Source organism: Desulfobacter sp. (genome assembly GCA_028768525.1).
GTDB lineage: Bacteria > Desulfobacterota > Desulfobacteria > Desulfobacterales > Desulfobacteraceae > Desulfobacter.
This window is the reverse complement of record CP054837.1, coordinates 1,516,160-1,538,089: the sequence shown is the minus strand read 5'-3', so window position 1 is coordinate 1,538,089 and position 21,930 is coordinate 1,516,160. Positions and strand designations below refer to the sequence as shown.

General features: G+C 52.6%; 18 protein-coding genes. 6 read left to right on the top strand and 12 right to left on the bottom strand.

The features are described 5' to 3' along the window. Positions 1-74: 74 nt before the first annotated feature. The 5 genes from radC to HUN04_07015 all read right to left on the bottom strand — a co-directional run bounded on the left by radC (position 75) and on the right by HUN04_07015 (position 3,804). On the bottom strand, positions 75-734 hold the full coding sequence (gene radC, locus HUN04_07035; protein ID WDP89489.1) for a DNA repair protein RadC: 660 nt from the start codon (positions 732-734) through the stop codon (positions 75-77). Between the two features lie 34 nt (positions 735-768). Continuing rightward, positions 769-1,317 carry a C40 family peptidase gene (locus tag HUN04_07030; protein WDP89488.1) on the bottom strand — a complete coding sequence of 183 codons (549 nt, stop codon included), beginning with the start codon at positions 1,315-1,317 and terminating at the stop codon, positions 769-771. A gap of 217 nt (positions 1,318-1,534) precedes the next feature. After that, complete coding sequence (locus HUN04_07025; GenBank protein WDP89487.1) at positions 1,535-2,257, bottom strand: spermidine synthase; 723 nt, start codon at positions 2,255-2,257, stop codon at positions 1,535-1,537. A gap of 398 nt (positions 2,258-2,655) precedes the next feature. Beyond that, entirely contained in the window at positions 2,656-2,832 is a 177-nt protein-coding gene (locus tag HUN04_07020) for a hypothetical protein (GenBank protein ID WDP89486.1), read from the bottom strand. Positions 2,833-2,958: 126 nt separating this feature from the next. Further along, positions 2,959-3,804 (bottom strand): alpha/beta fold hydrolase, encoded by an 846-nt coding sequence (locus tag HUN04_07015; GenBank protein WDP89485.1) that lies wholly within the window; start codon positions 3,802-3,804, stop codon positions 2,959-2,961. Positions 3,805-4,201: 397 nt separating this feature from the next. Here HUN04_07015 and HUN04_07010 point away from each other — a divergent pair, with 397 nt between their 5' ends. Continuing rightward, positions 4,202-5,218, top strand: coding sequence for an erythrose-4-phosphate dehydrogenase (locus HUN04_07010; GenBank protein ID WDP89484.1), 1,017 nt, complete (start codon positions 4,202-4,204; stop codon positions 5,216-5,218). 69 nt (positions 5,219-5,287) lie between these two features. Here HUN04_07010 and HUN04_07005 read toward each other — a convergent pair whose 3' ends face one another. From HUN04_07005 to HUN04_06975, 7 genes are all read right to left on the bottom strand, one after another. Then, positions 5,288-6,070: an AAA family ATPase gene (locus HUN04_07005; protein WDP89483.1), complete on the bottom strand. Its 783-nt coding sequence runs from the start codon at positions 6,068-6,070 to the stop codon at positions 5,288-5,290. Positions 6,071-6,107: 37 nt separating this feature from the next. Next, positions 6,108-6,407, bottom strand: coding sequence for a hypothetical protein (locus tag HUN04_07000; GenBank protein ID WDP89482.1), 300 nt, complete (start codon positions 6,405-6,407; stop codon positions 6,108-6,110). 193 nt (positions 6,408-6,600) lie between these two features. Next, complete coding sequence (locus tag HUN04_06995) at positions 6,601-7,506, bottom strand: dihydropteroate synthase (protein ID WDP93191.1); 906 nt, start codon at positions 7,504-7,506, stop codon at positions 6,601-6,603. 85 nt (positions 7,507-7,591) lie between these two features. Next, positions 7,592-8,932, bottom strand: coding sequence for an acetyl-CoA decarbonylase/synthase complex subunit gamma (locus HUN04_06990; protein ID WDP89481.1), 1,341 nt, complete (start codon positions 8,930-8,932; stop codon positions 7,592-7,594). Between the two features lie 86 nt (positions 8,933-9,018). Continuing rightward, entirely contained in the window at positions 9,019-11,232 is a 2,214-nt protein-coding gene (gene cdhC, locus HUN04_06985; GenBank protein ID WDP89480.1) for a CO dehydrogenase/CO-methylating acetyl-CoA synthase complex subunit beta, read from the bottom strand. A gap of 64 nt (positions 11,233-11,296) precedes the next feature. Continuing rightward, positions 11,297-13,324: an anaerobic carbon-monoxide dehydrogenase catalytic subunit gene (cooS, locus tag HUN04_06980; GenBank protein ID WDP89479.1), complete on the bottom strand. Its 2,028-nt coding sequence runs from the start codon at positions 13,322-13,324 to the stop codon at positions 11,297-11,299. Positions 13,325-13,392: 68 nt separating this feature from the next. After that, positions 13,393-14,958, bottom strand: a complete 1,566-nt coding sequence (locus tag HUN04_06975; protein WDP89478.1) for an acetyl-CoA decarbonylase/synthase complex subunit delta — start codon at positions 14,956-14,958, stop codon at positions 13,393-13,395. Positions 14,959-15,611: 653 nt separating this feature from the next. Here HUN04_06975 and HUN04_06970 point away from each other — a divergent pair. The 5 genes from HUN04_06970 to ispE all read left to right on the top strand — a co-directional run bounded on the left by HUN04_06970 (position 15,612) and on the right by ispE (position 21,925). Next, a complete protein-coding gene (locus HUN04_06970) occupies positions 15,612-17,387 on the top strand; it encodes a formate--tetrahydrofolate ligase (GenBank protein ID WDP89477.1) in 1,776 nt (591 codons plus the stop codon). 82 nt (positions 17,388-17,469) lie between these two features. Beyond that, on the top strand, positions 17,470-18,366 hold the full coding sequence (folD, locus tag HUN04_06965; protein ID WDP89476.1) for a bifunctional methylenetetrahydrofolate dehydrogenase/methenyltetrahydrofolate cyclohydrolase FolD: 897 nt from the start codon (positions 17,470-17,472) through the stop codon (positions 18,364-18,366). Positions 18,367-18,541: 175 nt separating this feature from the next. After that, on the top strand, positions 18,542-20,671 hold the full coding sequence (locus tag HUN04_06960) for an acetate--CoA ligase family protein (protein ID WDP89475.1): 2,130 nt from the start codon (positions 18,542-18,544) through the stop codon (positions 20,669-20,671). A 35-nt stretch (positions 20,672-20,706) separates the two neighbouring features. Next, positions 20,707-21,015 carry a DUF1844 domain-containing protein gene (locus HUN04_06955; GenBank protein WDP89474.1) on the top strand — a complete coding sequence of 103 codons (309 nt, stop codon included), beginning with the start codon at positions 20,707-20,709 and terminating at the stop codon, positions 21,013-21,015. 1 nt (position 21,016) lies between these two features. Beyond that, positions 21,017-21,925 carry a 4-(cytidine 5'-diphospho)-2-C-methyl-D-erythritol kinase gene (gene ispE / locus HUN04_06950; protein WDP93190.1) on the top strand — a complete coding sequence of 303 codons (909 nt, stop codon included), beginning with the start codon at positions 21,017-21,019 and terminating at the stop codon, positions 21,923-21,925. Positions 21,926-21,930: the final 5 nt, after the last annotated feature.

The window sequence follows — 21,930 nt, the reverse complement described above, 5'->3', positions numbered from 1 at the left end:
GATTAAAAGGGTTTTTGATGACAAAAAATTCGGATTGCAATTTATTTTGGACAGTAATGAACCCAAATATAAAATCATAATAAATTATGGGCGGCAAAGGAATAAAAATCGCTGCCATGGAAAATAATATGATCCATGAGGGGGATTCCCAGCAGGGTGCCGGCCTCCTTTAGCCGCCGGGTCACCTCCCGGTCTTCCGTTGACGGGGACAGGTCGCCTGAAGGGTGGTTGTGGGCGGCAATGAGGCCGGCGGCCCGTTCGGCGATGAGGTCTGAGAAAACCTCCCTGGGGTGGACCTGGCTTTTGTTCACCAGGCCGATGGTCACCACCCGTACGGCCATGACTTCATTGGCCCCGTTTAAAGATACCGATAGAAAGTGTTCCTGCTGCCGGTCCCCGTAGTGGCGGATCAGGGGCAGGATCTCCTGGGGCCGTTGTATTTTTAGGCCCCGGGGCTTGATCCGCCGCCTGGCAAACTCAAAAGCGGCCACCAGTTTAGCGGCGCCGGCCCTTCCGATTCCGGGCACCTTCGTGAGATCCGCCAGGGTCAGTGCGCCCCCTTTTTCGTCGATGATGGGAATGAGTTTCTCTGAAAGGGATAAGACATCGTGCCTGGCCGTCCCGCGTCCCAGGACCAGGGCCAGCAGCTCTTTATCGGAAAGGGATTGAGCCCCCCTGTCCAGGAGTTTTTCCCTGGGCCTGAGATGCTCGGGCAGGTTTTTTAGCTTTGGCATATCGCCCTCTTTTGACTGACCCCCTGTGTTGCTTTCAGGGCTGGAGCATATCTTTTTTGAGCCTGAAAAATCCTTTGAGGTGTTCCAGCCAATAGGCCTGGTAAACCAGGTTGCCGCTGTGGAAGGAAATCACCTGCTGCCTTTTTTGTGAGGCATAGATAAAGTGCATGCGTCCGGACATCCCAACCCGGTAGACCATGGCGGCAAGATTATTGTTCAGTACGATGAGATCGCCGTTCCGGACCGCTTCCGGATTAACGGGCACCATGTTCTTCACCAGGTATTTCATGGGAAGGTACGCCCGGGTATACGTCAGTCCGGCGTTTTGGGCCGCCGTGGTGTAAATGGCGTAAAAGAGGGATGAGTTGTCGGTTGTCCCTGTGCTGGAGGGCCTGCCGCCCATTTTAAAAGGCATGCCGATGAACTGCTCGGCAACGGTGGGTATCTGGCTTAAAAAAAGGGATTCAGGTCCTGCATCAGAACTAGCCGATGCCTCTTCCTTAAAGCTTTTCGCCGTATAGCTGGGCCAGGCCGGCACCATCCACAGCAGGATGATTATGATATGTACGGATATCCTTTTCATTCCCCTCTGCCGATTTTTTCTTGAGTCCCCCGTGGGATGGGTTTTGTCGATTTCATTGAAATAGATACATACCGTATAACCGTTACAGTATTATTTTTTCACGTAGTTAAGTCAAGTAAGAAATATGTTGTTTTTTTCATATTGTACTAGGACCATAGCCGCCCTCCCTGTGGGTTTTATCCGCCTGTCCGGCGGCCAGGTCCTTCCGTGAGGGGGATTATTCAACTTGTGCCAGGTAAACGGTATTGCCACATGGGCTGCCGGTGAAGGGATTGTCAAACTGGACCATATGCGCCTCTACTCGTTTGAACACCTTTTCCAGGTGGGCCTCGAATGCTGACTCCGGTTCACTGTCCGACCACAGGGCAAATACGCCGCCTGGTTTTAAATGGGTCGCCGCCTCCTCCAATCCTTTTTTTGTATAGAATCGTTTATTTGTTTGATTAAGGAGATGGGTGGGGGTGTGATCAATATCCAATAGAATGGCATCGTACTTATTCCCCGGGTTTTCAGGATCAAACCCAATGGACACATCCCGGGATAGCGCAAAGAAATCACCTTGGATCAGGCGGCACCGGCTATCGTTGGTTATGGTCTCACCCAAGGGGACAAGACCGGTTTGGTGCCATTCTATAACCCCCTGCATATACTCCACAACCATAAGCGATTTCACACGCTGGTCTTCCAAGGCCGCGGCAGCTGTATATCCGAGGCCGAGGCCGCCCACCAATACATCAAGATCCTTCTCCCCCAGCATGCCCAGGCCCAATCTGGACAATTGAACCTCCGACTCATGGAACAAACTTGACATGAGAAAATGGTCCCCGAGTTTTACTTCATAGATATCAAGTCCCTGAAGCTGTACAGACCGCCTGCGCCGCAACATCAAATCCCCCAAGGGGGTCTTCCGATAATCCAATTCCTCGTAATACATACTCATTTACGATCTCCTGTCAAAGCATTCTAAAAATCGAGAATGTCTTCTGCCTGAAACCCTGTTTCCAGGGTTTCAATATCATGTCCCAACACTGCCAGGGGCAGCATTGCCTTGGCCTATTTTTTCCATATCCTGGAATCCTAGGGCAAATATAGGGAATGCGCGTTCAATTTAAAAGCCTTCTTTTTCCTATCCCCATGAAGGCCATCAATTGGAGGCCATCAATTTTGATCCACAGTGCCGATGTATGTACCGACGCTTTTCAAGACCGCCTCCATATCCTTAACGGAGATCCGGGCAGGATCATAATACACCCGATTGATCTCTTTTGAATTAAGAAATCCGTTTTGAATATGATGGATGCCTTTCAGCCCTGACAGGGCTGATTTGCCGACATCATATCAGGTCACATAGAAGACGGCCTCAAGCGTATTGCCTTGTGCCGGCATGCCCGTGGTGCCAGATGCCCTGGTATCACGGATGGAAAGGACCGGATACCCTGACAGGGCAAGAGCCAAAATTACCAGCGCAAAAGGGATGCTTATGGGTCTCAGCCAAAGGGATATTTTTTTCATCATGATTGCCTCCTTGCTATTGAAGGGTGATCGTCATGAATCCAAAATAGGGCGTAAATATCACACAATGGTCTCAAATGTGTAATAAGAGATGTTTAAAATGATCTGAAGAAAACAGATGGAATATATTTAGACGCTAGTGATAAAATCCCCCATGGTCCGGGTGACAAAGGCCCACCCCCTGTCACCCAGGGAGGCCCTGTCAATGATCATATGCTTGAAGTCTGTATCAAGACGGCTCTTATGGTTTCTGATGATTTTAACCTGCCAGCGGTCCAGGCCTTTTCTTTTGACCATATTTTTCAGACCATTGCAGGACACAACTTCATCGTCTGGATGGATGAGTACAATGGTTTTTATGTTCACAGCCCTGGAATCAGCCTTGGAATTTATGCTTCGTACCATGTGGAACAAAGCCCGATATGCTGCGGATGAGGTGTGAATGGGGTTGGCCCGGTAATCTACAGGGGTGCGTGAGGGGATGGCTTTCATGATACGGGTAAAGGGGCGGATCAGATGTACATAGGGTTGCAGGCTGAGGCTGGGGGCCAGGAGAACCTGCCCGGAAAACAGTGGCGTTCCAATACTAAGTTGATATTCCTGCGAGATAAGGCCGCCGAGGGAATACGCTACCAGGATTTTTTTTACTGAAGGATATCGTTTTTCAAGCTCACAATATCCATACCTGAAATTTGACCGCCATCGGTTTGCATCCACCGCCATCATATCCTCAAACGGGGCGCCGCCGTGTCCCTGAAGTGTCAGGCGGAATACATGGATCTTCAGGGAGTTGAAAAAATCTATAAGCGCCTGCCATTTGGAGGGTTTCTGGTTGAGGCCGTGGATTAAAAGCACCACTGCCTCTGGATTCCGGGTTTCGGCCTTGAACCACTGGCTCATCTCTGATTTGCGGTAGCCGCTTCGGGTTTCGAGTTCCATCAGGTCGTCTTTGGCGCTGCAATCTATGTATGTCATAAAAACTCCGGTTTTCAGAAAGCGATTCATTTACCATGAATTGCCTGGCGATTGTCTCGGCATTTAAAGGGTCATGGCGGGCCTTGGATTATTTTAAGGATACCGGAAACAGAGTGCACAAACAACCAAAGATCAGGGGGGTGCCCTGAATGTATGACAGCATGACTGTCCGGCCGGCCTGAAAGCGGTCATGGGAAGATCAAAAGCGCCCCTGAAAGAGAACCCTGAACCGGGGGGGATAGACATATGGCCCGCCTATTCAACTGACACCTGTCATTGGTGAACATCGGGGTAAAAAATGATTCGACCACGGGGTTAAATTAAAAACCGGATTGTGGTATACCATCTCCTTGGGATGGGACAAACAGCCCCGGAGCTATTCCTGGGGGGAGCAGGTATGAAATACAATATTGCAATCAACGGATACGGCAGGATAGGGCGGTGCGTGGCACGGGCCATGTATGAATCGGAACGGTTCAGGGAGAAACTGAACCTTGTGGCCATTAATGAGACGGCCCGGCCGGGTACCATTTATCACCTGACCCGGTTTGACTCCACCCACGGGCGGTTTCCCGGAGAGGTGAAAGAGGCGGGCCGTGGCATGATGATCGGGGATGATTTCATTCATCTCTTCCAGGAAAAGAATATTGTTAATCTGCCCTGGAAGGATTTGAATGTGGATGTGGTCCTGGACTGCACCGGTATTTTCAATGACCGTGAGGCGGCCGAACTCCATTTTCTTTCCGGGGCTTATAAGGTGATCTATTCCCACCCGGCCAAGGATGAGATGGACGCCACCGTTGTCTACGGGATAAACCATCAGGCCCTGAAACCTTACCACTCAATCATTTCCAATGCATCGTGCACCACAAACTGCCTTATCCCGATTTTGGATGTGGTGGACCGGAGCCTGGGCATTGAATGCGGCACCGTAACCACCATCCATTCTGCCATGCATGACCAGCCCGTGATCGACGCGTATAACAAGGACCTGCGGAAAACCCGGTCGGCACTTCAGTCCATCATTCCTGTGAGCACCTCCCTTGAAAAGGGAATCGGCAGGATTCTTCCCCACCTGGACGGGAAATTCGAAACCCTGGCCATCCGGGTGCCCACCGTCAATGTCTCCATCATGGATATCACCGTCAATGTCCATGCCCCCACCAGCGTGGAGGCGGTAAACCGGATGCTGTGCACGGCGGCGGAAAATGAATTGTCGGGTATTTTAGGGGTGTCCGACGAGGAACTGGTCTCCTGCGATTTTAACCATGATCCCAGATCTTCCATTGTGGATCTGCCCCAGACCCGGGTGGCGGGGCGTCGGATGGTCAAGGTTCAGGCCTGGTTTGACAATGAGTGGGGGTATTCGAACCGGATGCTGGATACCACCATCGCCGCCATGGAAGCCAAATAAAATTTTGCGTCCTCTGTGTCCTTCGGGGGATCAGTTCATTCCTCACAAAGGACACAAAGATCACGACGCTTATTTATCCAGCGCAATTAGTTTTTCTGCAATTTCCCTGAGTTCTGCGGGGATGGTGCTGATGTCGTCAAAGGGGCGGGAGCCGTCACGGTCTGACTGGACAATTTCATCCAGTTCCGGGAGGAATCCCAGGATGTCATAGTCGGCCATGCTTTCCCGGATCAGGGCTTTGTCTTCCTCCGATCTGACCCGGTTGCCCAGCACCACAATGTTTTTTATGCCGATGTCCTGCCCCAGTTTCCTGATTTTATCCGCTGCCACCCGGCTGCGTTTTCCGGGATTGACAACGACCACAAGGGCATCCACCGATCCTGAGGTTGCCCGGCCCAGGTGTTCGACCCCGGCTTCCATGTCCATGACCACCACTTCGTTCCGGGCCAGGACCAGATGGTTCATCAGGGCCTTTAGAATCGTGGCCTCCGGGCAGATGCAACCTCCGCCGCCCTGCTGGACCGTGCCCATGACCAATAATTTTACACCGTCCTTTTCAATGGAGAACCGCTCAGGGATATCGTCTACCTTGGGGTTGAGGGTGAAAAATCCCCCCATGGTCCCGGGCTGGGCCCCGGTCCGCTCGGCGATGAGGTCCGAGAGTTCCGCCACCGGTGTAATGGGTTCTGTTTCGTCAATGCCCAAACCAGCGGCCAGGTTGGCCACGGGGTCCGCATCAATAGCAATCACGCTTGTCTCTTTTTCTAGTGCTGCGATGGTTCTGGCGATAAGAGAGGTGACCGTGGTTTTGCCCACGCCACCCTTGCCGCCGAATGCAAGTTTCAGACTCACTGACTTAAACTCCTTGTTATGGGTATTCTCCCATTAGCTATTTGTTAAGCTGCCGCGTTATTTTACCCTGTTCATCCATTAAAAAAACATTATGCCCTTTTTCCTCGGCTGCGGTGAGGATATCATCCAGAATCACGGCATGAACATCATATTTGCCCTTGAATACATCCTTGGGCATCAGGGAGAAGCACTCTTTCGCGTCCTGTTTTGTCTTAAAGGCAGGGAGGAATTTCTCGTCTGTATCTTCATTGCTGAACCCGATGAATTTCTCATAGGGTGTTTCCGGGTCCTGGACAATGAGATAGTACCATTTGTCGGTGACTTTCATGTTTTCCATAATAGGTTCCTTTCCTGTTCAGCTTGGGTGGTGTGCACCCTAAAAACATAAGGATGTATCTTAGTAAATAAAGGGGGGCGAAGCAAGAAAAGAAAACGAAAAGAAAGGCCCCTGTCCTTGGGGGACAGGGGCGCAATAAAGGCAATAGATCGTCAGATGGGATCTATGGCAAAAGGCGTTTTAAGCCCTGCGACTAAATTTCCAGCCAGGAGTCGGAATACAGGGTTTCGCCCATAATAACCTTATAGGTTTTATAGTAGTCCAGCAGTTCGCCTTCCAGGCTTGCAGCACCCGGGTCATTGCCGTCCATCAGGCCCCAGATCAGGTCTGTGATGTCAGAACGCTGGCCTTTGGCGATGGCAGTCTGTCTTTTGTCCAGGGGATCTGCAATAACTGATTTCATCCCGTATTTCCACAGCATGCACATATAGGTGGAGTTCAGGATGGGGCGCAGGTGCTCGGGGGGACCATTGGAGATGTTGGACAGGCCGCAGGTGGACTGGGCGCCCGGTGCGATCTCTTCGAGCATCATCTGGAAGTTGAGCAGGCTCATGCACTGCTGCTGCTGGATGTTGACAGGCGTTACAATGCCGTCTACCCAGATCTTTTCATTGGGGATGCCGGCTTCGTTGGCAAAGTAAAGCAGCTCAACGGCCAGGGCGGCCCGTTCGTTCTCGTCACGGGGCAGGCCTTCGGGACCCCACATGAGCGCCACAAAGTCAGCATCGTACTGGGCGGTCATGGGAACCATTTTTTCATACCGTTCTGCCCGGGCCATGATGGAGTTGACAATATGGGGTTTGTCGGCGGGTTTGGCCACTTTCAGGCCGGCTTCGATGGCGTCGATGTTTGAGCTGTCCAGAAGCAGGGGCATGCCCGGAACGGCTTCCTGAACAACATTAACCACCCACGGCATCAGCTCGGTACCGAATTTCTTGGCCGGTCCCAGGTTGATGTCAATGTAATCCATGCCCAGCTCTTTCTGTCTTGTGACTTCTTCCTGAATCGGTTCGGGATTACGCTTGGCAGGATCCGGTTCCTTGAACTCTTTTCCGATGACCCTGGAAATGACGTTCAAGCTTTCACCAAATAAAATCATGTTCTCCATATTTTATCCTTTTACTAAAATTAAAGGGTTTGTCTTGCTGCCGGGAGGCTGGGCCTGTCCCGGCAGCGGTTTGTATTTATTTGGATTTGAGGAAGGCCGGCAGATGGGCCGCTTCTCTCGGTCCGACTGTAATGGTCCAGCCGGGAAGTTCTTCTTCAATGTCACCCGCAATGGCGGCTGCGTAGCCGGGGATGATCAACTCGGTATGTTTTACCTTGTCCATGATGCCGGACTTTTTCACGAACATACCCACATCATCGCCGCCGAATTTGCCGGCTGCCCAGGCCGTCAGTACGGACAGGCCTTCTGAATCCTTAATCAGGAGCCATGCCGGCACCTTGGAGGATTCGATTTCACCGGATACGATGAAGTAGGTCAGGGCAAAGTTGGTGGTGACAAGGACGGGTGAGTTTTCATCCGGGTTGCCGATTTCAAATATGCCTTCGGTCACGGTCATGGGACGCTGGGGATCGGTGAAGATATTCAGCCGTTCCAGCAGCAGCGGGAACAGGGACTCGGCCGCAAAGTCAGACATGACGACGATGCCGCCGTATTTGGCAACGAACATGGCCGCGATCATGGTTTCCATATCCAGGTTGGAAGCCATTTCACAGGGGAAGGTGATGGTGGGGAAGCCCAGGGCCTTGTTGGAGGCCTTCAGGGCCGCACGCCGGATGGCCACCTGGTCTTCCAGGGCCTGTTTGAGCTCACGGGAACCCGGGTCAATGACCAGGTCCTTGAGGCCCATGCCTGTGAGTTTTTCCGTCAGGGGCTGGAGGGCTTCAACGGAATCGGCCTTCACGGCCAGGGGCAGATCATTTTCTTTGGCCAGCCCGCCCAGTTCGTCGGCATTGGCTTCGGTGGCGGCATAAAGCAGGGGCCGTTTGAATCCGGCAACTTCAACACCGGCTTTCATGACGGACATGTCTTCTGTCATGAGTACCAGGTTAAATTCGGATTCCTTGGCGATTTTCTCTGCAACCGCTGCAAATGCTTCTGCACCGTTGCCGGCATCTTTGACAACCAGCAGTTCGGGTCTAAGGTTCAGGCCTACCCGTTCGTACTGGAATGCGTTGAATTTTTTCAGGGTCGCGTCAAGTTCGCCAAGATCAATATCGGAGGCAACTGTGGCGGCCAGGAGGGTGGGGTTGAAAAATGTCTTTTCATGTCTGTAAAGAACGGTTTCCCCGCCGGTGGTGGTTTTGCGGACACCTTTACCCAGGGCTACCGGGCGGATGGGCGGTGCAGATGCCTCAGCCAGCTTTTCCTTTGCTTCGTCGGAAACGTAGGGGCAGCTGTCCAGTTCCGCCTTGCCGGATGCCAAATTCATGGCAAAGGCAAGACAGGTGGGCACTCCGCACTCCTTGCAATTGGTTTTGGGCAGGAGTTTGAATATCTGAATACCGGTTAATGCCATTTTTATCTCCTTAAGTCTGTCTTAAGCAACTCGTCTTAAGTTTGGTGCGGCCCGGCAGCAGGTCTGCCGGGCCGACGGTATTTTAACTAGCCTACAAGGGGTTCCATGGTCAGAGCGGGATGTCCTTTTTCCTGGAGCCAGGGAAGGATCTCCTCTTCTGTGATGCCCACGGTTTCGTCGGCGATCTTGTCATACAGATCGGGGACGCCCATGTCGGCGCCGCGTTTTTCGATTTTTTCCTTGAGTTCTTCCTTGAGCATCTTGGGCATCCAGACCATTCTCAACAGGCCGCCGTCGCCCAGGATGAATTTACCCTGGGTGATGTTATGTTTGGAGTGCCCCACAAAACCCGGGGAAGAAGCGCCGCCGCCCATGACGCCGGCAAGGGTGGTGAACTTCATACCGCAGGGCGTTTCTCCGCCGTAATCACGGCCAACGGTCATCACACCGTTGCAGGACGGCAGCATGGCAGCGATACATTCGCAGCAGCCGCAGGTGGTCATGGGATCATGCACCATTGAGTAGAAGTTGTAATGGGTAACCGCGCCCCTGGATGCCTTGTATACAAAATCGTTGACACCTTTCCACTGGCCCAGTTTGGGATCAATGGTTTCACCCTTTTCGATGGGCTGGTTGGGGCCTGTGGGATTGATTTCAAAGGCAGCCTTGCAGTCCATCCAGTTGTAAGCGCCGCACAGCCCGGTTCTTTCCGGGGATACGGTACATACGTGGGAGGGTGCAAAGGACTGGCACAGGGTGCAGGAGTAGTAGGTTTCCACGTCTTCGTCGGTCATGGTGTCAACCCGTTCGTCACGCATCTTGTAGTTTGCCCTGGCGGTTGCGGTCATCTTGTCGACATCGTCGGTCTTGGTGTACAGGGTAACCTGAACCTTGTCCACAATCTTGGTGAAATCCTGGTGGAACTTGGCATGGAGGACGGTGCCGATATCTTTAAGGGTGAAGCCTTTTTCGATGGCTGCCTTGGAGATACGGACCCAGGAAATATCCCGCTGTCCAATATGCATGATGCCCTGGATGTAGTTGACCAGATGGTGGATCTGACGTTCCATGATGGGCTCGAAGTCTTCCTGGAATTCACGGCCGGCAATCTGGACGAAAATGCCAAGTGGGAAGGTATCGCCTTCTTTGAGGTCTTCGATGTCCGGACCGTCGACAATGACCTTGCCGTCTTCGATTTCATTCATTTCAGCGCGTTTGACAAGCTCGGTACACTGGGTCTTGCCGCCGCCGCACTGGGCATAGAGGTCGGCGCCGCGGACACGTTCGCCCTCGTAGGCCGGACCGAATGCGCAGGGGATCTCAATGTCGGCAACCTGGACTTTCAGGCCGCGGACTTCAACGGATTTCTGGCACATTTCATCATGGGAAACCGGGGCCACAACATGCTCGTAGGTGCAGATACCGGTGGGCAGGATTTCCGGGATTTCGGTGTCTGCCAGGGTCGGGAAACCCCAGTTAACACAACCGGCTGCAGCCACACCCCATTCGGTGCCCACATCACCCAGTGCATTGACGAATGCAAAGATTCTCTCTTTGTTGTACATGAGGATCTTTTTGTAATCGCCGGGCTGGACGCCGCCGAAGGCCATGGCGGCCCTGTTGGCGAAACCGAGGGCAAATACGGCAGAGGAAATGTCCGGACCAAAGGGAACGATACGGGTGTTCCAGCCGACCTGCATCTTGGCTTCCAGGCACTGCTCGATGAGGGTTTTACCGTTGTGGTTGGCAGCGCAGAAGATGTACAGGGATTTTTTCTGGTAATCTTCCACGATCATCTTGGCCGTTTCAACGTCGGGTGCGGCACCGACCATGGCAGCAAAACCGGGGGCGGAGCCGTCAACAAATTCAACACCACGTTTACGCAGGATGGTATCGTCGGCTGCACCCACCCAGAGTTTGCCGTTTTCAATATCCGGGTCTTCCTGGGCAATGTAGAAATCCGGGTCGTTGAGATAACGCAGGGCCTCTTTTACCTCATAGGAGATAATGCCCGCCATACCGGCGTCAAGCAATGGCCCCAGGTACGGAAGCCAGTTTTTCAGTTTAATATGTGGGGGAAGCAGCCCGCGGGCAAATTCCATGGGTTTTTTAAGGTCTTCCAGGGTTTCGCATTTCAGGCCGGTAAGAGAGTAAATAACCGGCAGGAAATATGCGGTGTTGGGGAATCCTATTTTAGTGCTGGCATCGTAGGTCTGCAGGGCTCTTTCAAGTTCACCTTCAACCTGGGCAACCACTTTGTATCCACCCTGAATGGCAGCAAATGCGATCAATTTTGACATATCATCTTCCTCCTTCGTTGAGGATATTAATTATTATTTGTATCGTCTTTACTTATGCACCTTCTTATGCTTCAAGGGCCTGGCGGGATGCCATATCCATCATGACCCTTTCCCTTGCCTTATCGATGCCGAGTTCTGCTCTCTTTTTATCGATGTGGGCAATCATGAGCTGGGCATGTTTCACCGGATCGGTTTCCAGATCCCATTTACCGCCGTAGATGTTTTCCATTTCCTTGGAGATGTAGTCATGGAAAACCGGTGCGCCGGAGGTGGGCAGGGTGACGCCGAATACGGTGTAAACGCCGGAAGCAACAAAGTAATGGCCGATGGAGATGGCCTTTTCACTCATCCATTCGGGTGCGGAACCGGCTGCGGGAAGATCGCAGATGTCGTTGCCCAGGCCGCCGGCCTTGACAACTTCCGTGGCTGCCAGAAGGATACGGGAGTTGTCCACGCAGGAACCCAGGTGGAGAACCGGCGGGATACCGACAGTCTCGCAGATTTCTGCCAGGCCCGGGCCGCAGTGGACGGCGCCGGCTTCAGGGGTGAGCAGGCCTTCCATGGCGCAGGCAATGCCGTTACAGCCGGTGGTCAGAACGATGACGTCGTTCTTGATCAGTTCTTTTACAACGGTGATATGGGCTTCGTTGTGTTTATTCCGTGCGTTGTTGCAGCCAACCACGCCGGCGATGCCGCGGATCCGGCCGTTGATGATGTTGTCGTTCAGGGTGTAGTAGGTGCCGCGGAAGGTGCCGCCCAGATGGTACTGGATGGATTCCACGCCAAAGCCGGCAATCTGGGTGGCTTTGTATGGCGGAATCATGACGTCGGTGCCGCGGTTTTCAAAGTTGTCAATGGCCATTTTTACGATGCGCTTGGCATCTTCCAGGGCATGGTGCTCGTCAAATTCAATGTGGATGACGTTGTCCTGTTCCATCTTGGCAATGGGGTGGGTGGTGATCAGTTTGGTGTGGAAGCATTTGGCCACGTTGGCCAGGTTCTGCATGATACACTGGATATCCACGACCATGGCGTCGCAGGCGCCGGTGATGATGGCCATTTCCTGCTGGAGGAAGGTGGCTGCCGTGGGAATGCCGTGGCGCTGGAGGATTTCGTTGGCCGTACAGCAGATGCCGCCGAGCTGGATACCCTTGGCCCCTTTTTCTTTGGCATAGTCCAGCATTTCCTGGGACTGGGCAACGGCAACGATGATCTCAGAAAGAACAGGTTCATGGCCGTGAACGATGAGGTTGACATGGTCGTCCTTCATGACGCCCAGGTTGGCTTCGGACTGGAGGGGGTAGGGGGTGCCGAAGAGCACATCCTGGAGGTCCGTGGCCAGCATGGAACCGCCCCAGCCGTCGGCAAGGGCTGCACGGGTGCCCTGTTTCATCAGGTTTTTGTAATCCTGGTCAACACCCATGTGGGTCCTGTGCATGATCTCAACGATTTCCCGGTCGATGTTTCTGGGGAGCACGCCCTGTTTTTTCCATTTTTCATAGAGGGCTTCAGGGGCCCGTTTCATGTAAAGGATTTCGCCTTCGGGTTTGCCCCATTCGTTCAATGCTATTTCAGCAACTTCCAGGGCAATTTCATCAAGGTCCCTGTCTTTGACTTCGCCGTCTTCTTCCACGGTAACGTCGACACCAAGATGGGGGGCAATGGCGATCAGTTTCTGGGTATCTTTTATCTGGTAGGCGTCGGTTTCCTTGCGTGCAGCCGACATGAAAACTTCTGCCACGCAGCGGCCGTGGTCAGAGTGGGCGGAGGCGCCGCCGGCGATCATGCGGATAAAGTTTCTGGCTGCAATGGTGTTGGCTGTGGCCCCGCAGAGGCCTTTTCTTGTGTCTTCGCCTTCAATTCCGCCTTTGGGAAGGGGGAGGCGGCAGGGTCCCATGGAGCAGTTCTTACAGCAGATACCCTGGATACCGATGTTGCAGGGTTTCATATTGGCAGCACGGTCAAATACAGTATCAATACCCAATTCTTGGGCACGGGCCTGGAGTTCCTGAGTCCCTAAATCAATGGAGACGTTTTTTGCGTCCGCCAGTTTTGGGGCTTTTTTTTCTTTTGCTTTTTTAATTTCTGCCATCAGAGGTTCCTCCTCTTAGTTGTATAAGTCGATGAATTCATCTTTTTGCATTTTATTAAACGCGTTACTTATGCTACTCGCTTATGGGTTCTTGCCAGGGATTCCAGAATCTTTTCGAGTTCGGTCTTCTGGATTTTGGCAGCAGTTTTAGAAATTTGAGTTTTCGTTACAGTGCCTCTTTCAGCAGCTTTGGCCTCTCTTTCAGCGGCCCGTTTCTGCCGGATTTCTTCTTCTTCAGCGTCCCTTGCAGCAGCGGCATCTTTTTCGGCCTGTTTCTCAGCCTCGATCTTGGCTTTTTCTTCTGCTTCGGCCTTTGCTTTGGCTTCGGCCTTTGCCTTGGCTTTGGCTTCTGCTTCGGCTTTCACCTTGGCTTCGGCTTCTGCCTTGGCCTTGGCTTCTGCTTCGGCTTTTGCCTTGGCTTCGGCTTCAGGATCTACTGCCGGAGCGGCAGGTGCTGCCTCAGCTTTAGGCGCTTCTTTTGCAGGCGCTGCAGCCTTGGGAGCTGGTTTTTCCGGGGCAGGCGCTGCAGCCTTGGGGGCTTCTTTCTTGGCTGCGGGAGCGGCGGCCTTGGCCGGAGCGGCTTTCTTTTCTTCTTCAATGGTCAGGTCTGCTTCCGGAGCAAGCGCTGCAAAATCGATATCCACATCGTCGCAGAGCTTGGCAATGGGGGCAACGTCGGCTGCGGAACCGCCGTCTGTCAGCAGGTCGATGAAAGCCTTTGCCAGTTTAATGGCTTCGGGATGGCGCATGATCATGATGCTGGAGCCGGACATGAAATAGGAAACCGCACCCACGGCTTCCATGAGGATGGCCCGTCTTTCGGGATCACCCAGTTCCGGTGCATCTTCAACGGTCTGTTTGGCTTCTTTACATTTCCAGACTTCATTGCCCAGGTTATTGATCATGGGGTTCTGGAGCTTGTCGTCGCCCTGGGTCATGGCGGCCTGTCCCAGCCGCTCCATTACCGAATAGGAATACTCAAGACCGTAACCCAGACCACCGGTTGTGGGATCAACAATGACCTTGTCCAGGGGGACTCCCAGGTTTTCAAGGAGGATGTTCACCTGTTTGGCCAGGTTGACGTCGATGGGGGAAGAAGAGATGATGGTGTGGCCGTAGCCCATGCAGGCTGCGCCAATACCCTTATGGTTCTTTTCTTCCACCGGGCCGAGGATCAGGTTTTCGCCCTGGCATTCTTCGGCAATTTTTTTGAGGACATCTTCGTCTTTTGCAGGAACGGCACATCCCCAGACAATGAGGGGAACACTGATTGCCCCCAGCACCTTTTTAACGGTGGCAGCGGCATCTTCAGGGCTTGCGTCCTTGTCGTTGGGGTCAATGCTTTTCAGCTGAAGAACAATGGCCTGCGCGCCGTAATCTTCAACACATTTCTTTGCCCAGGCCGCAGGATCTGAGACAACATCCTTAAACGGCGCTATGGCTGCTTCGGGCCAGTCTTCGGGTTCCATGTCCCAGATTTCCATGGCAACCACGGGCTTGTTGGGCATCTCTCCTTCAAACTGGTAGAAAGGATAACTTGTTTGTCCGCCGACGGTAAGCGCGGTGTCGCCTTTGCCAATGGTAACACCCTTGATACTGCCGGCATAAGTTTCTTTGGTTATTTCAAATCCCACTTTTACCTCCTACAATTAAAGATAGTTATGAGTTGGGGGGGGGTAGAGCTAAAAAGACGTGATGCTATCGAAAAAAAGAAAATAAATAGGGGGTGGTCTCTATCCGGGTAAATCCTGATTTTGACGTCCCCTACCATATATTTACCTTAGTTTAGGTTTATATTCCGATAACAGATATTGACTTATAATTGTTGACGTTTTTTGTCAATAGATGAATGAATTTATTGAATCAGGGTTCAAAAGGCAATAATGGTAAGTATTTCAGGATGTTCGCCTGCCTGGGGAACCTGCGGGAGTTTATTGAATCTAATTTAGTTTTTAAATTGAGATCGTAGCCGCGAAAATGATTCGTTTATCCCTATTTTTCTTAAAAATTGAATGCTTTCAGTAAATGAATTGCTGATCATTGTTTTTTGGGAGGAAAACCGGTACACCATCCTTATTATAATGGGAATAATCAACTGTCCCCCCTGGATAGAAAAAAGATGGTGTCGTAATTGTACTATTAAGGTTGATTTTTTGCGTTTTATTTTATAGGTAGGGTATTCAGTTAGGCTATTTGGGATTCAAAAACGTTAAACACACTTGGTTTCTATTACTTTTACCATCGGCCTGATGCGTCTGTCGGGCCCCAATCTACAAAGGAGTAAACCATGGCATTAGATCCTACCAAACATGCAGACTGGGAAATTGCAGAAGATGCAGAAAAAAACATGCTCACCATTTATGAAATTGGTGAGAAACTCGGTCTGACAAAGGAAGAGCTGCTTCCCCAGGGCCATTACATCGCAAAAATCGATTTCAGAAAAGTTCTTGAGCGTCTAAAAGACAGACCCAACGGCAAGTACATTGATGTAACTGCGATCTCCCCAACACCACTGGGTGAAGGCAAATCCACTTCTTCAATGGGCCTGGTGCAGGGCCTTGGAAAGATCGGTAAAAACGTTTGCGCCGCCATCCGTCAGCCTTCCGGCGGACCGACCATGAATATCAAAGGTTCTGCTGCCGGCGGCGGTCTGGCCCAGTGTATCCCCCTGACGCCTTTCTCTCTCGGTTTCACCGGCGACATCAATGCCATCATGAATGCCCACAACCTGGCCATGGTCGCATTGACCTCCCGCATGCAGCATGAAAGAAACTATACCGACGAGCAGTTGGAACGCCTCTCCGGCATGAAGAGAATAGACATTGATCCCACCAACGTTGAAATGGGCTGGATCATGGACTTCTGCTGCCAGGCGCTGAGAAACATCATCATCGGTATTGACGGCGTGAACGGCAAGGCCGACGGTTTCATGATGAAATCCAAATTCGGCATTGCGGTTTCCTCAGAAGTCATGGCCATTCTTTCCCTGGCCACCGACCTTAAGGATATGCGTGAAAGAATGGGCAAAATCGTTGTTGCCTATACTAAAAAAGGCAAACCCGTTACCACTGAAGATCTCCAGGTCGCCGGCGCCATGACCGCATGGATGGTTGATGCTCTGAACCCCTCTCTGATGCAGACCCTGGAAGGCCAGCCCGTCATCGTTCATGCCGGCCCCTTTGCCAACATTGCCATCGGTCAGAGTTCCATCATTGCTGACAAAGTCGGCCTGAAACTGGCTGATTACCATGTAACTGAATCCGGTTTCGGTGCAGACATCGGGTTTGAAAAATTCTGGAACCTCAAATGCCGCTACTCCGGCCTGACACCTGACTGCGCCGTTGTTGTTGCCACCATCCGTGCGCTTAAATGCCACGGCGGCGCTCCGGTTCCCGTTCCCGGCAAGCCCATGCCCGAAGAATACGCAAGCGAGAATGTGGAATGGGTTGCTAAAGGCTGTGCCAACCTTATCCACCACATTAAAAATGTCCGGAAAGCCGGTATCGCTCCTGTTGTATGTATCAATGCCTTCTACACCGACACCGACGCCGAAATTGCCAAGGTTCGCGAGCTTTGCGAAGCTGAAGGCGCAAGGGTTGCTCTCTCCCGTCACTGGGAACAGGGTGGTGACGGCGCCATCGAATTTGCCAAGACCGTTGTCGAAGCGTGTGAAGACAAGACCGATTTCAAATTCCTCTATGAGTTGGATATGCCCATTAAAGAGAGAATTGAACTTATTGCCAAAGAAGTTTACGGTGCCGATGGTGTTGACTACTCAGCCGAAGCGGAAAAGTCCCTTGCCAGAATCCAGGCGGACCCCGAACTTGCCGGCCTGGGCATGTGCATGGTTAAAACCCATCTCTCCCTGTCTGATAATCCCGCGCTCAAGGGTGTGCCCACCAACTGGCGCCTGACCATCCGCGAGGTTCTCACCTACGGCGGTGCAGGCTTCATCGTTCCTGTTGCCGGTGCCATCTCCCTGATGCCGGGTACGGGCTCCAACCCCGCCTTCAAGCGTGTTGACGTTGACGTTGAAACCGGTAAGGTTCAGGGTGTATTCTAGTTTGAAATTCAATCAATAAGATACGGCAGCCGGCGGTCCCCTGGGGATCGCCTGCTGTTGAGCAAATACAGGAGAAAGAGAGATGACTGCTGAAATTATTAGCGGAACCCAGATCAGAAAAGAGATCCTCGCAGAGATCAAAGAGGATGTCGAAAAAATGAAAGAAAAGCACGGGAAAGTCCCCGGCCTGGTAACCATTCTTGTGGGCTCAAGCCCGGCTTCCATTTCCTATGTGACCTTAAAGGTGAAAACTGCCAACAGCCTGGGTTTCCATGAAATCCAGGACGACCAGCCCGATGATATTTCTGAAGAAGATCTGCTGGCCCTGATTGACAAGTACAACAATGATCCGGATATCCACGGTATCCTGGTTCAGCTGCCCCTGCCCAAGCATATTGACGATAAAAAAATCCTCAATGCCATCAACCCGGATAAGGACGTTGATGCCTTCCATCCTGTCAATGTGGGACGCCTGATGATCGGCGGCGACGAAGCCAAATTCCTCCCCTGCACCCCTGCAGGCATCCAGGAAATGATCGTCCGTTCCGGCACTGAAACCTCAGGTGCAGAGGTGGTTGTTGTGGGACGCTCCAATATTGTGGGTAAACCCATTGCCATGATGATGGCCCAGAAGGGTGTCGGCGCCAACGCCACCACCACCATCGTTCACACCCGTACCAAAGATCTGGCCGCCCACTGCAAGCGGGCCGACATCCTTATTGTCGCCGCCGGCGTACCCGACCTGGTAAAACCTGAATGGATCAAACCCGGCGCCACGGTTATTGACGTAGGCGTAAACCGCGTGGGTATGAACGAAGAGACCGGCAAAGCCATCCTTAAGGGTGATGTGGACTTTGATGCAGCCAAGGAAATCGCAGGCAAGATTACACCTGTTCCCGGCGGCGTAGGCCCCATGACCATTGCCATGCTCATGAAAAATACCTTGAAATCCGCCCAGTGGGCCCTTGGGGATCTCTAATCCTCAAACCGTTTGAAAAAACGGATTATTTAAAGACACAGACAAAAACCGCCGGTGCAGGCATGCTGCACCGGCGGTTTTTTGTTTTCTTAACTTTACTTCACCGGGGAAAAGCCATATTTTAAATCGGTGATAAACTAAAGGCTGGCAACAATACCAAGGAACGGAGATGGATATGGATAGATTGGATGCGATTTTTTCACCCGAAACCATAGCAGTCATCGGCGCCTCAACCCAGAAAGGCAAGGTGGGTCATGATATATTTGCCAATATTCTCTCCGGCGGATATAAAGGAACCCTTTACCCTGTCAATCCCAAGGCCAGATCCGTTCTCAGCGTCAAATGCTATACCAGTATTTCCACCATTCCCGACCCCATCGACCTGGCCATGATTATTCTGCCCCCCCGGGCGGCGCTGGGGGCGGTGAAGGAATGTATAGAAAAAGGGGTAAAGGGGATTGTTATCGTTTCAGCCGGGTTTAAGGAAGTGGGGGGTGACGGGCTGGAGATTGAGGAAAAGATCAAGCAGCTTTGCGCCCATGCCGGGGTCCGCCTGGTGGGGCCCAATTGCCTGGGGGTGATCAATCCCTCTCACAAAGTCTCATTGAATGCAAGTTTTTCCGCCCGTATGCCCAAGCCGGGCAATGTTTCCTTTATTTCCCAGAGCGGCGCCCTGTGCACGGCCGTACTCGATTATGCAGCGGACAAGGGGTTCGGCTTTTCAAAATTTATCTCCATCGGCAACAAGGCAGATGTGGATGAACTGGATCTGCTCCGGTATTACCACAACGATCCGGATACCGATGTGGTCATGATTTATATGGAAGAACTCTCCCGGCCGGCGGGGGAGTTTATCACCGAAGTCCGGGAAATGACCTCGGGGACCCATCCCACCCATGTGATTGCCATAAAATCCGGCACCTCGGCGGCGGGTGCGGCGGCTGCCGCCTCCCACACCGGGGCCCTGGCCGGTTCCGACGTCATGTATGACGGCCTTTTTTCCATGGCCGGCATCCAGCGGTGCAACAGCGTCAACCAGCTCTTTGACTATGCCCAGGCATTGGCGGCCAATAAATATCCGGCCGGCGACCGGATCGCCATTGTCACCAATGCGGGAGGCCCCGGGATTATTGCCACGGACATGAGTGAGCAGTCCGGGCTGAGGCTTGCCCGGTTTTCAGAAGATACCATCAAGGAATTGAAAAAATACCTGCCGGCCACGGCCAATTTCCACAATCCCGTTGATGTGATCGGGGATGCGGCCAAAGACCGGTACGAGAATACCCTGGCCACGGTGCTGGGAGACCGGAATGTGGATGCCGTGCTCATCATTCTCACCCCCCAGTCCATGACAGATGCCATCGGCACGGCCGAGGCCATTGTCCGCATTGCCAAAAACAGCCTCAAGCCCATCCTCTGCGCATTCATGGGGGTGGTGGACGTCTCCGACGGGGTGAAGCTGCTCCAGGAACACCGGGTGCCGGTCTACCAGTTTCCGGAGAGTGCGGCCCGTTCCCTGGGTGCCCTTCAGGAAAGCCAGAAATGGCTGTTTCGAAAGATCCTCCCCCAGTATGAGCTCTCCTGCGACCGTGAAAAGGCCGCCGGCATCATCCAGGGGTACCTGGACGAAGGCCGGACGGTTTTGGGGGAACTGGACGGCAACGAAATTCTGAAGTGTTACGGGTTCAATACCATTCCCATGGCACTGGCTAGAACCGGAGAGGAGGCCGTCAAGATTGCCGGGGATATCGGTTATCCCGTTGTTATGAAAATTGTTTCCCGCCAGATCCTCCATAAATCCGACGCCGGTGGGGTGCTGGTGGGAGTTGCCGATGAAGAGGCGGTCAGGTCGGGATTCCAGACGATTATGGACAACGCTGAAAAATATGATGCCGGTGCCGAACTGGACGGGGTGCTGATCCAGAAGGTGGCCCCTATGGGCAAGGAGGTGATATTGGGGATTACCAAGGATCCGGTATTCGGCCATGCCGTGATGTTCGGTCTGGGAGGTATTTTTGTGGAGGTCTATAAGGATGTCGCCTTCCGCCTTTCCCCCATGGGACGGAATGTGGCCCGGCGCATGGTGAAGAGTATCAAAGGGTATCCCATCCTTAAGGGGGTGAGGGGAGAGGCGCCTTCTGATATTGAAGCCATTGAAAAAAATATCGTATCCCTGAAGGCCATGGTGGACCACCACCCCATGATTAAAGAACTGGATATCAACCCCCTCTTTGTCCATGAAGAGGGGAAGGGCACCACGGTAGCTGATATTATTATCCGCCTGGAATCAGACGGGAATGAATGATAGGTAAAAATCAATAAAAACGGAAGGAAAATAAGATGCCGCAAGGAAACGGTTTTGTCATGGAAAACGGGAAACCCGGATCTGAGAAAGGGGCGGGAATGCCCAAAATAGACTTTTCAAGCTTTATTCTCTCTTTGTATTCATCGGGGCTGGTGCAGCTGGGCAAAGTTGAAGATCCGTCCACCGGGAAAAAAACGGTGAACCTGGAAATGGCTCAGCATACCATTGATATGATCGCCATGCTCCTGGAGAAGACAAAGGGCAACCTGACCGAAGATGAGGATAATCTGCTCAAAGCCCTGCTTTCTGAATTGCGTATGGCCTACGTGGATGCCCGTGGATAGCATGGCCGGCAGTGCAGGCAGGGTTTCCCTTATTTCCCCTGCCAAGCTCAACCTCTTTTTATATGTGACGGGAAAGCGGGACAACGGGTTCCACGAGCTGTACTCTTTGATGGTGCCGGTCAGCCTGAGCGACCGCCTGGTAATTGAACTGGGCGGCCACGGTATCCGGGCGGTCTGTGAGCACCCCGGGGTGCCGGAAGACAAAAGCAACCTTGTCTGCCGGGCCGCCGAACGGTTTATGGATGTCTGTCGCAGCAGGGGGATCAATCTTCCCTTTGAGGGCATGCGTATAATTATTGAGAAGAATATTCCGGTTGGCGGCGGGCTCGGGGGGGGCAGCTCCAATGCGGCGTCCGTTCTGACCGGGCTGAACAGGGTGGCTGGTTCCCCCTTGACTGGAACTGAACTTGAACAGATGGGACTGGCGCTTGGGGCCGATGTCCCCTTCTTTATTTCAGGCCGCCCTGCCTTTGCCACAGGGGTCGGGGAAATCCTTCAACCATGCGGGGATCTGCCTGAAATCTGGGCTGTGATTGTCAGCCCCGGGGTCTTTTCCTCAACGGTGGATGTTTTTAAAAAGTTAGAATTTGGATTGACATTTCAACCGGATTATATTATGAATACTGGTTCGAATGCGTTGCCATTCGATTTTGGGTTCGACGGCGGGGGAGAACTGCACAACGATCTTGAAGATCCGGCCTGCAAATTATACCCTGAAATCGGCTCAACAAAGAAAGAGATGGAGTTGTTGCTGCAAAGAAAAGTGCACATGTCTGGAAGCGGCTCATCTCTTTTTGCTCTTTATTCCGGGGGTGAGGCGGCTGGCGCAGGATATCGCCTGCTCAGCAGCAGGTTCCCGGAATCCGGGAAAAAAGTATTTTTGGCCCGGGTAGGGCAGGCCACAATTTGAGTTTA

Excerpts from the sequence above, each read along its gene's own strand:
- radC (WDP89489.1), bottom strand. The coding sequence starts at position 734 with ATGCCAAAGCTAAAAAACCTGCCCGAGCATCTCAGGCCCAGGGAAAAA.
- HUN04_07030 (WDP89488.1), bottom strand. The coding sequence starts at position 1,317 with ATGAAAAGGATATCCGTACATATCATAATCATCCTGCTGTGGATGGTG.
- HUN04_07025 (WDP89487.1), bottom strand. The coding sequence starts at position 2,257 with ATGAGTATGTATTACGAGGAATTGGATTATCGGAAGACCCCCTTGGGG.
- HUN04_07020 (WDP89486.1), bottom strand. The coding sequence starts at position 2,832 with ATGATGAAAAAAATATCCCTTTGGCTGAGACCCATAAGCATCCCTTTT.
- HUN04_07015 (WDP89485.1), bottom strand. The coding sequence starts at position 3,804 with ATGACATACATAGATTGCAGCGCCAAAGACGACCTGATGGAACTCGAA.
- HUN04_07010 (WDP89484.1), top strand. The coding sequence starts at position 4,202 with ATGAAATACAATATTGCAATCAACGGATACGGCAGGATAGGGCGGTGC.
- HUN04_07000 (WDP89482.1), bottom strand. The coding sequence starts at position 6,407 with ATGGAAAACATGAAAGTCACCGACAAATGGTACTATCTCATTGTCCAG.
- HUN04_06995 (WDP93191.1), bottom strand. The coding sequence starts at position 7,506 with ATGATTTTATTTGGTGAAAGCTTGAACGTCATTTCCAGGGTCATCGGA.
- HUN04_06990 (WDP89481.1), bottom strand. The coding sequence starts at position 8,932 with ATGGCATTAACCGGTATTCAGATATTCAAACTCCTGCCCAAAACCAAT.
- cdhC (WDP89480.1), bottom strand. The coding sequence starts at position 11,232 with ATGTCAAAATTGATCGCATTTGCTGCCATTCAGGGTGGATACAAAGTG.
- cooS (WDP89479.1), bottom strand. The coding sequence starts at position 13,324 with ATGGCAGAAATTAAAAAAGCAAAAGAAAAAAAAGCCCCAAAACTGGCG.
- HUN04_06970 (WDP89477.1), top strand. The coding sequence starts at position 15,612 with ATGGCATTAGATCCTACCAAACATGCAGACTGGGAAATTGCAGAAGAT.
- folD (WDP89476.1), top strand. The coding sequence starts at position 17,470 with ATGACTGCTGAAATTATTAGCGGAACCCAGATCAGAAAAGAGATCCTC.
- HUN04_06960 (WDP89475.1), top strand. The coding sequence starts at position 18,542 with ATGGATAGATTGGATGCGATTTTTTCACCCGAAACCATAGCAGTCATC.
- HUN04_06955 (WDP89474.1), top strand. The coding sequence starts at position 20,707 with ATGCCGCAAGGAAACGGTTTTGTCATGGAAAACGGGAAACCCGGATCT.
- ispE (WDP93190.1), top strand. The coding sequence starts at position 21,017 with ATGGCCGGCAGTGCAGGCAGGGTTTCCCTTATTTCCCCTGCCAAGCTC.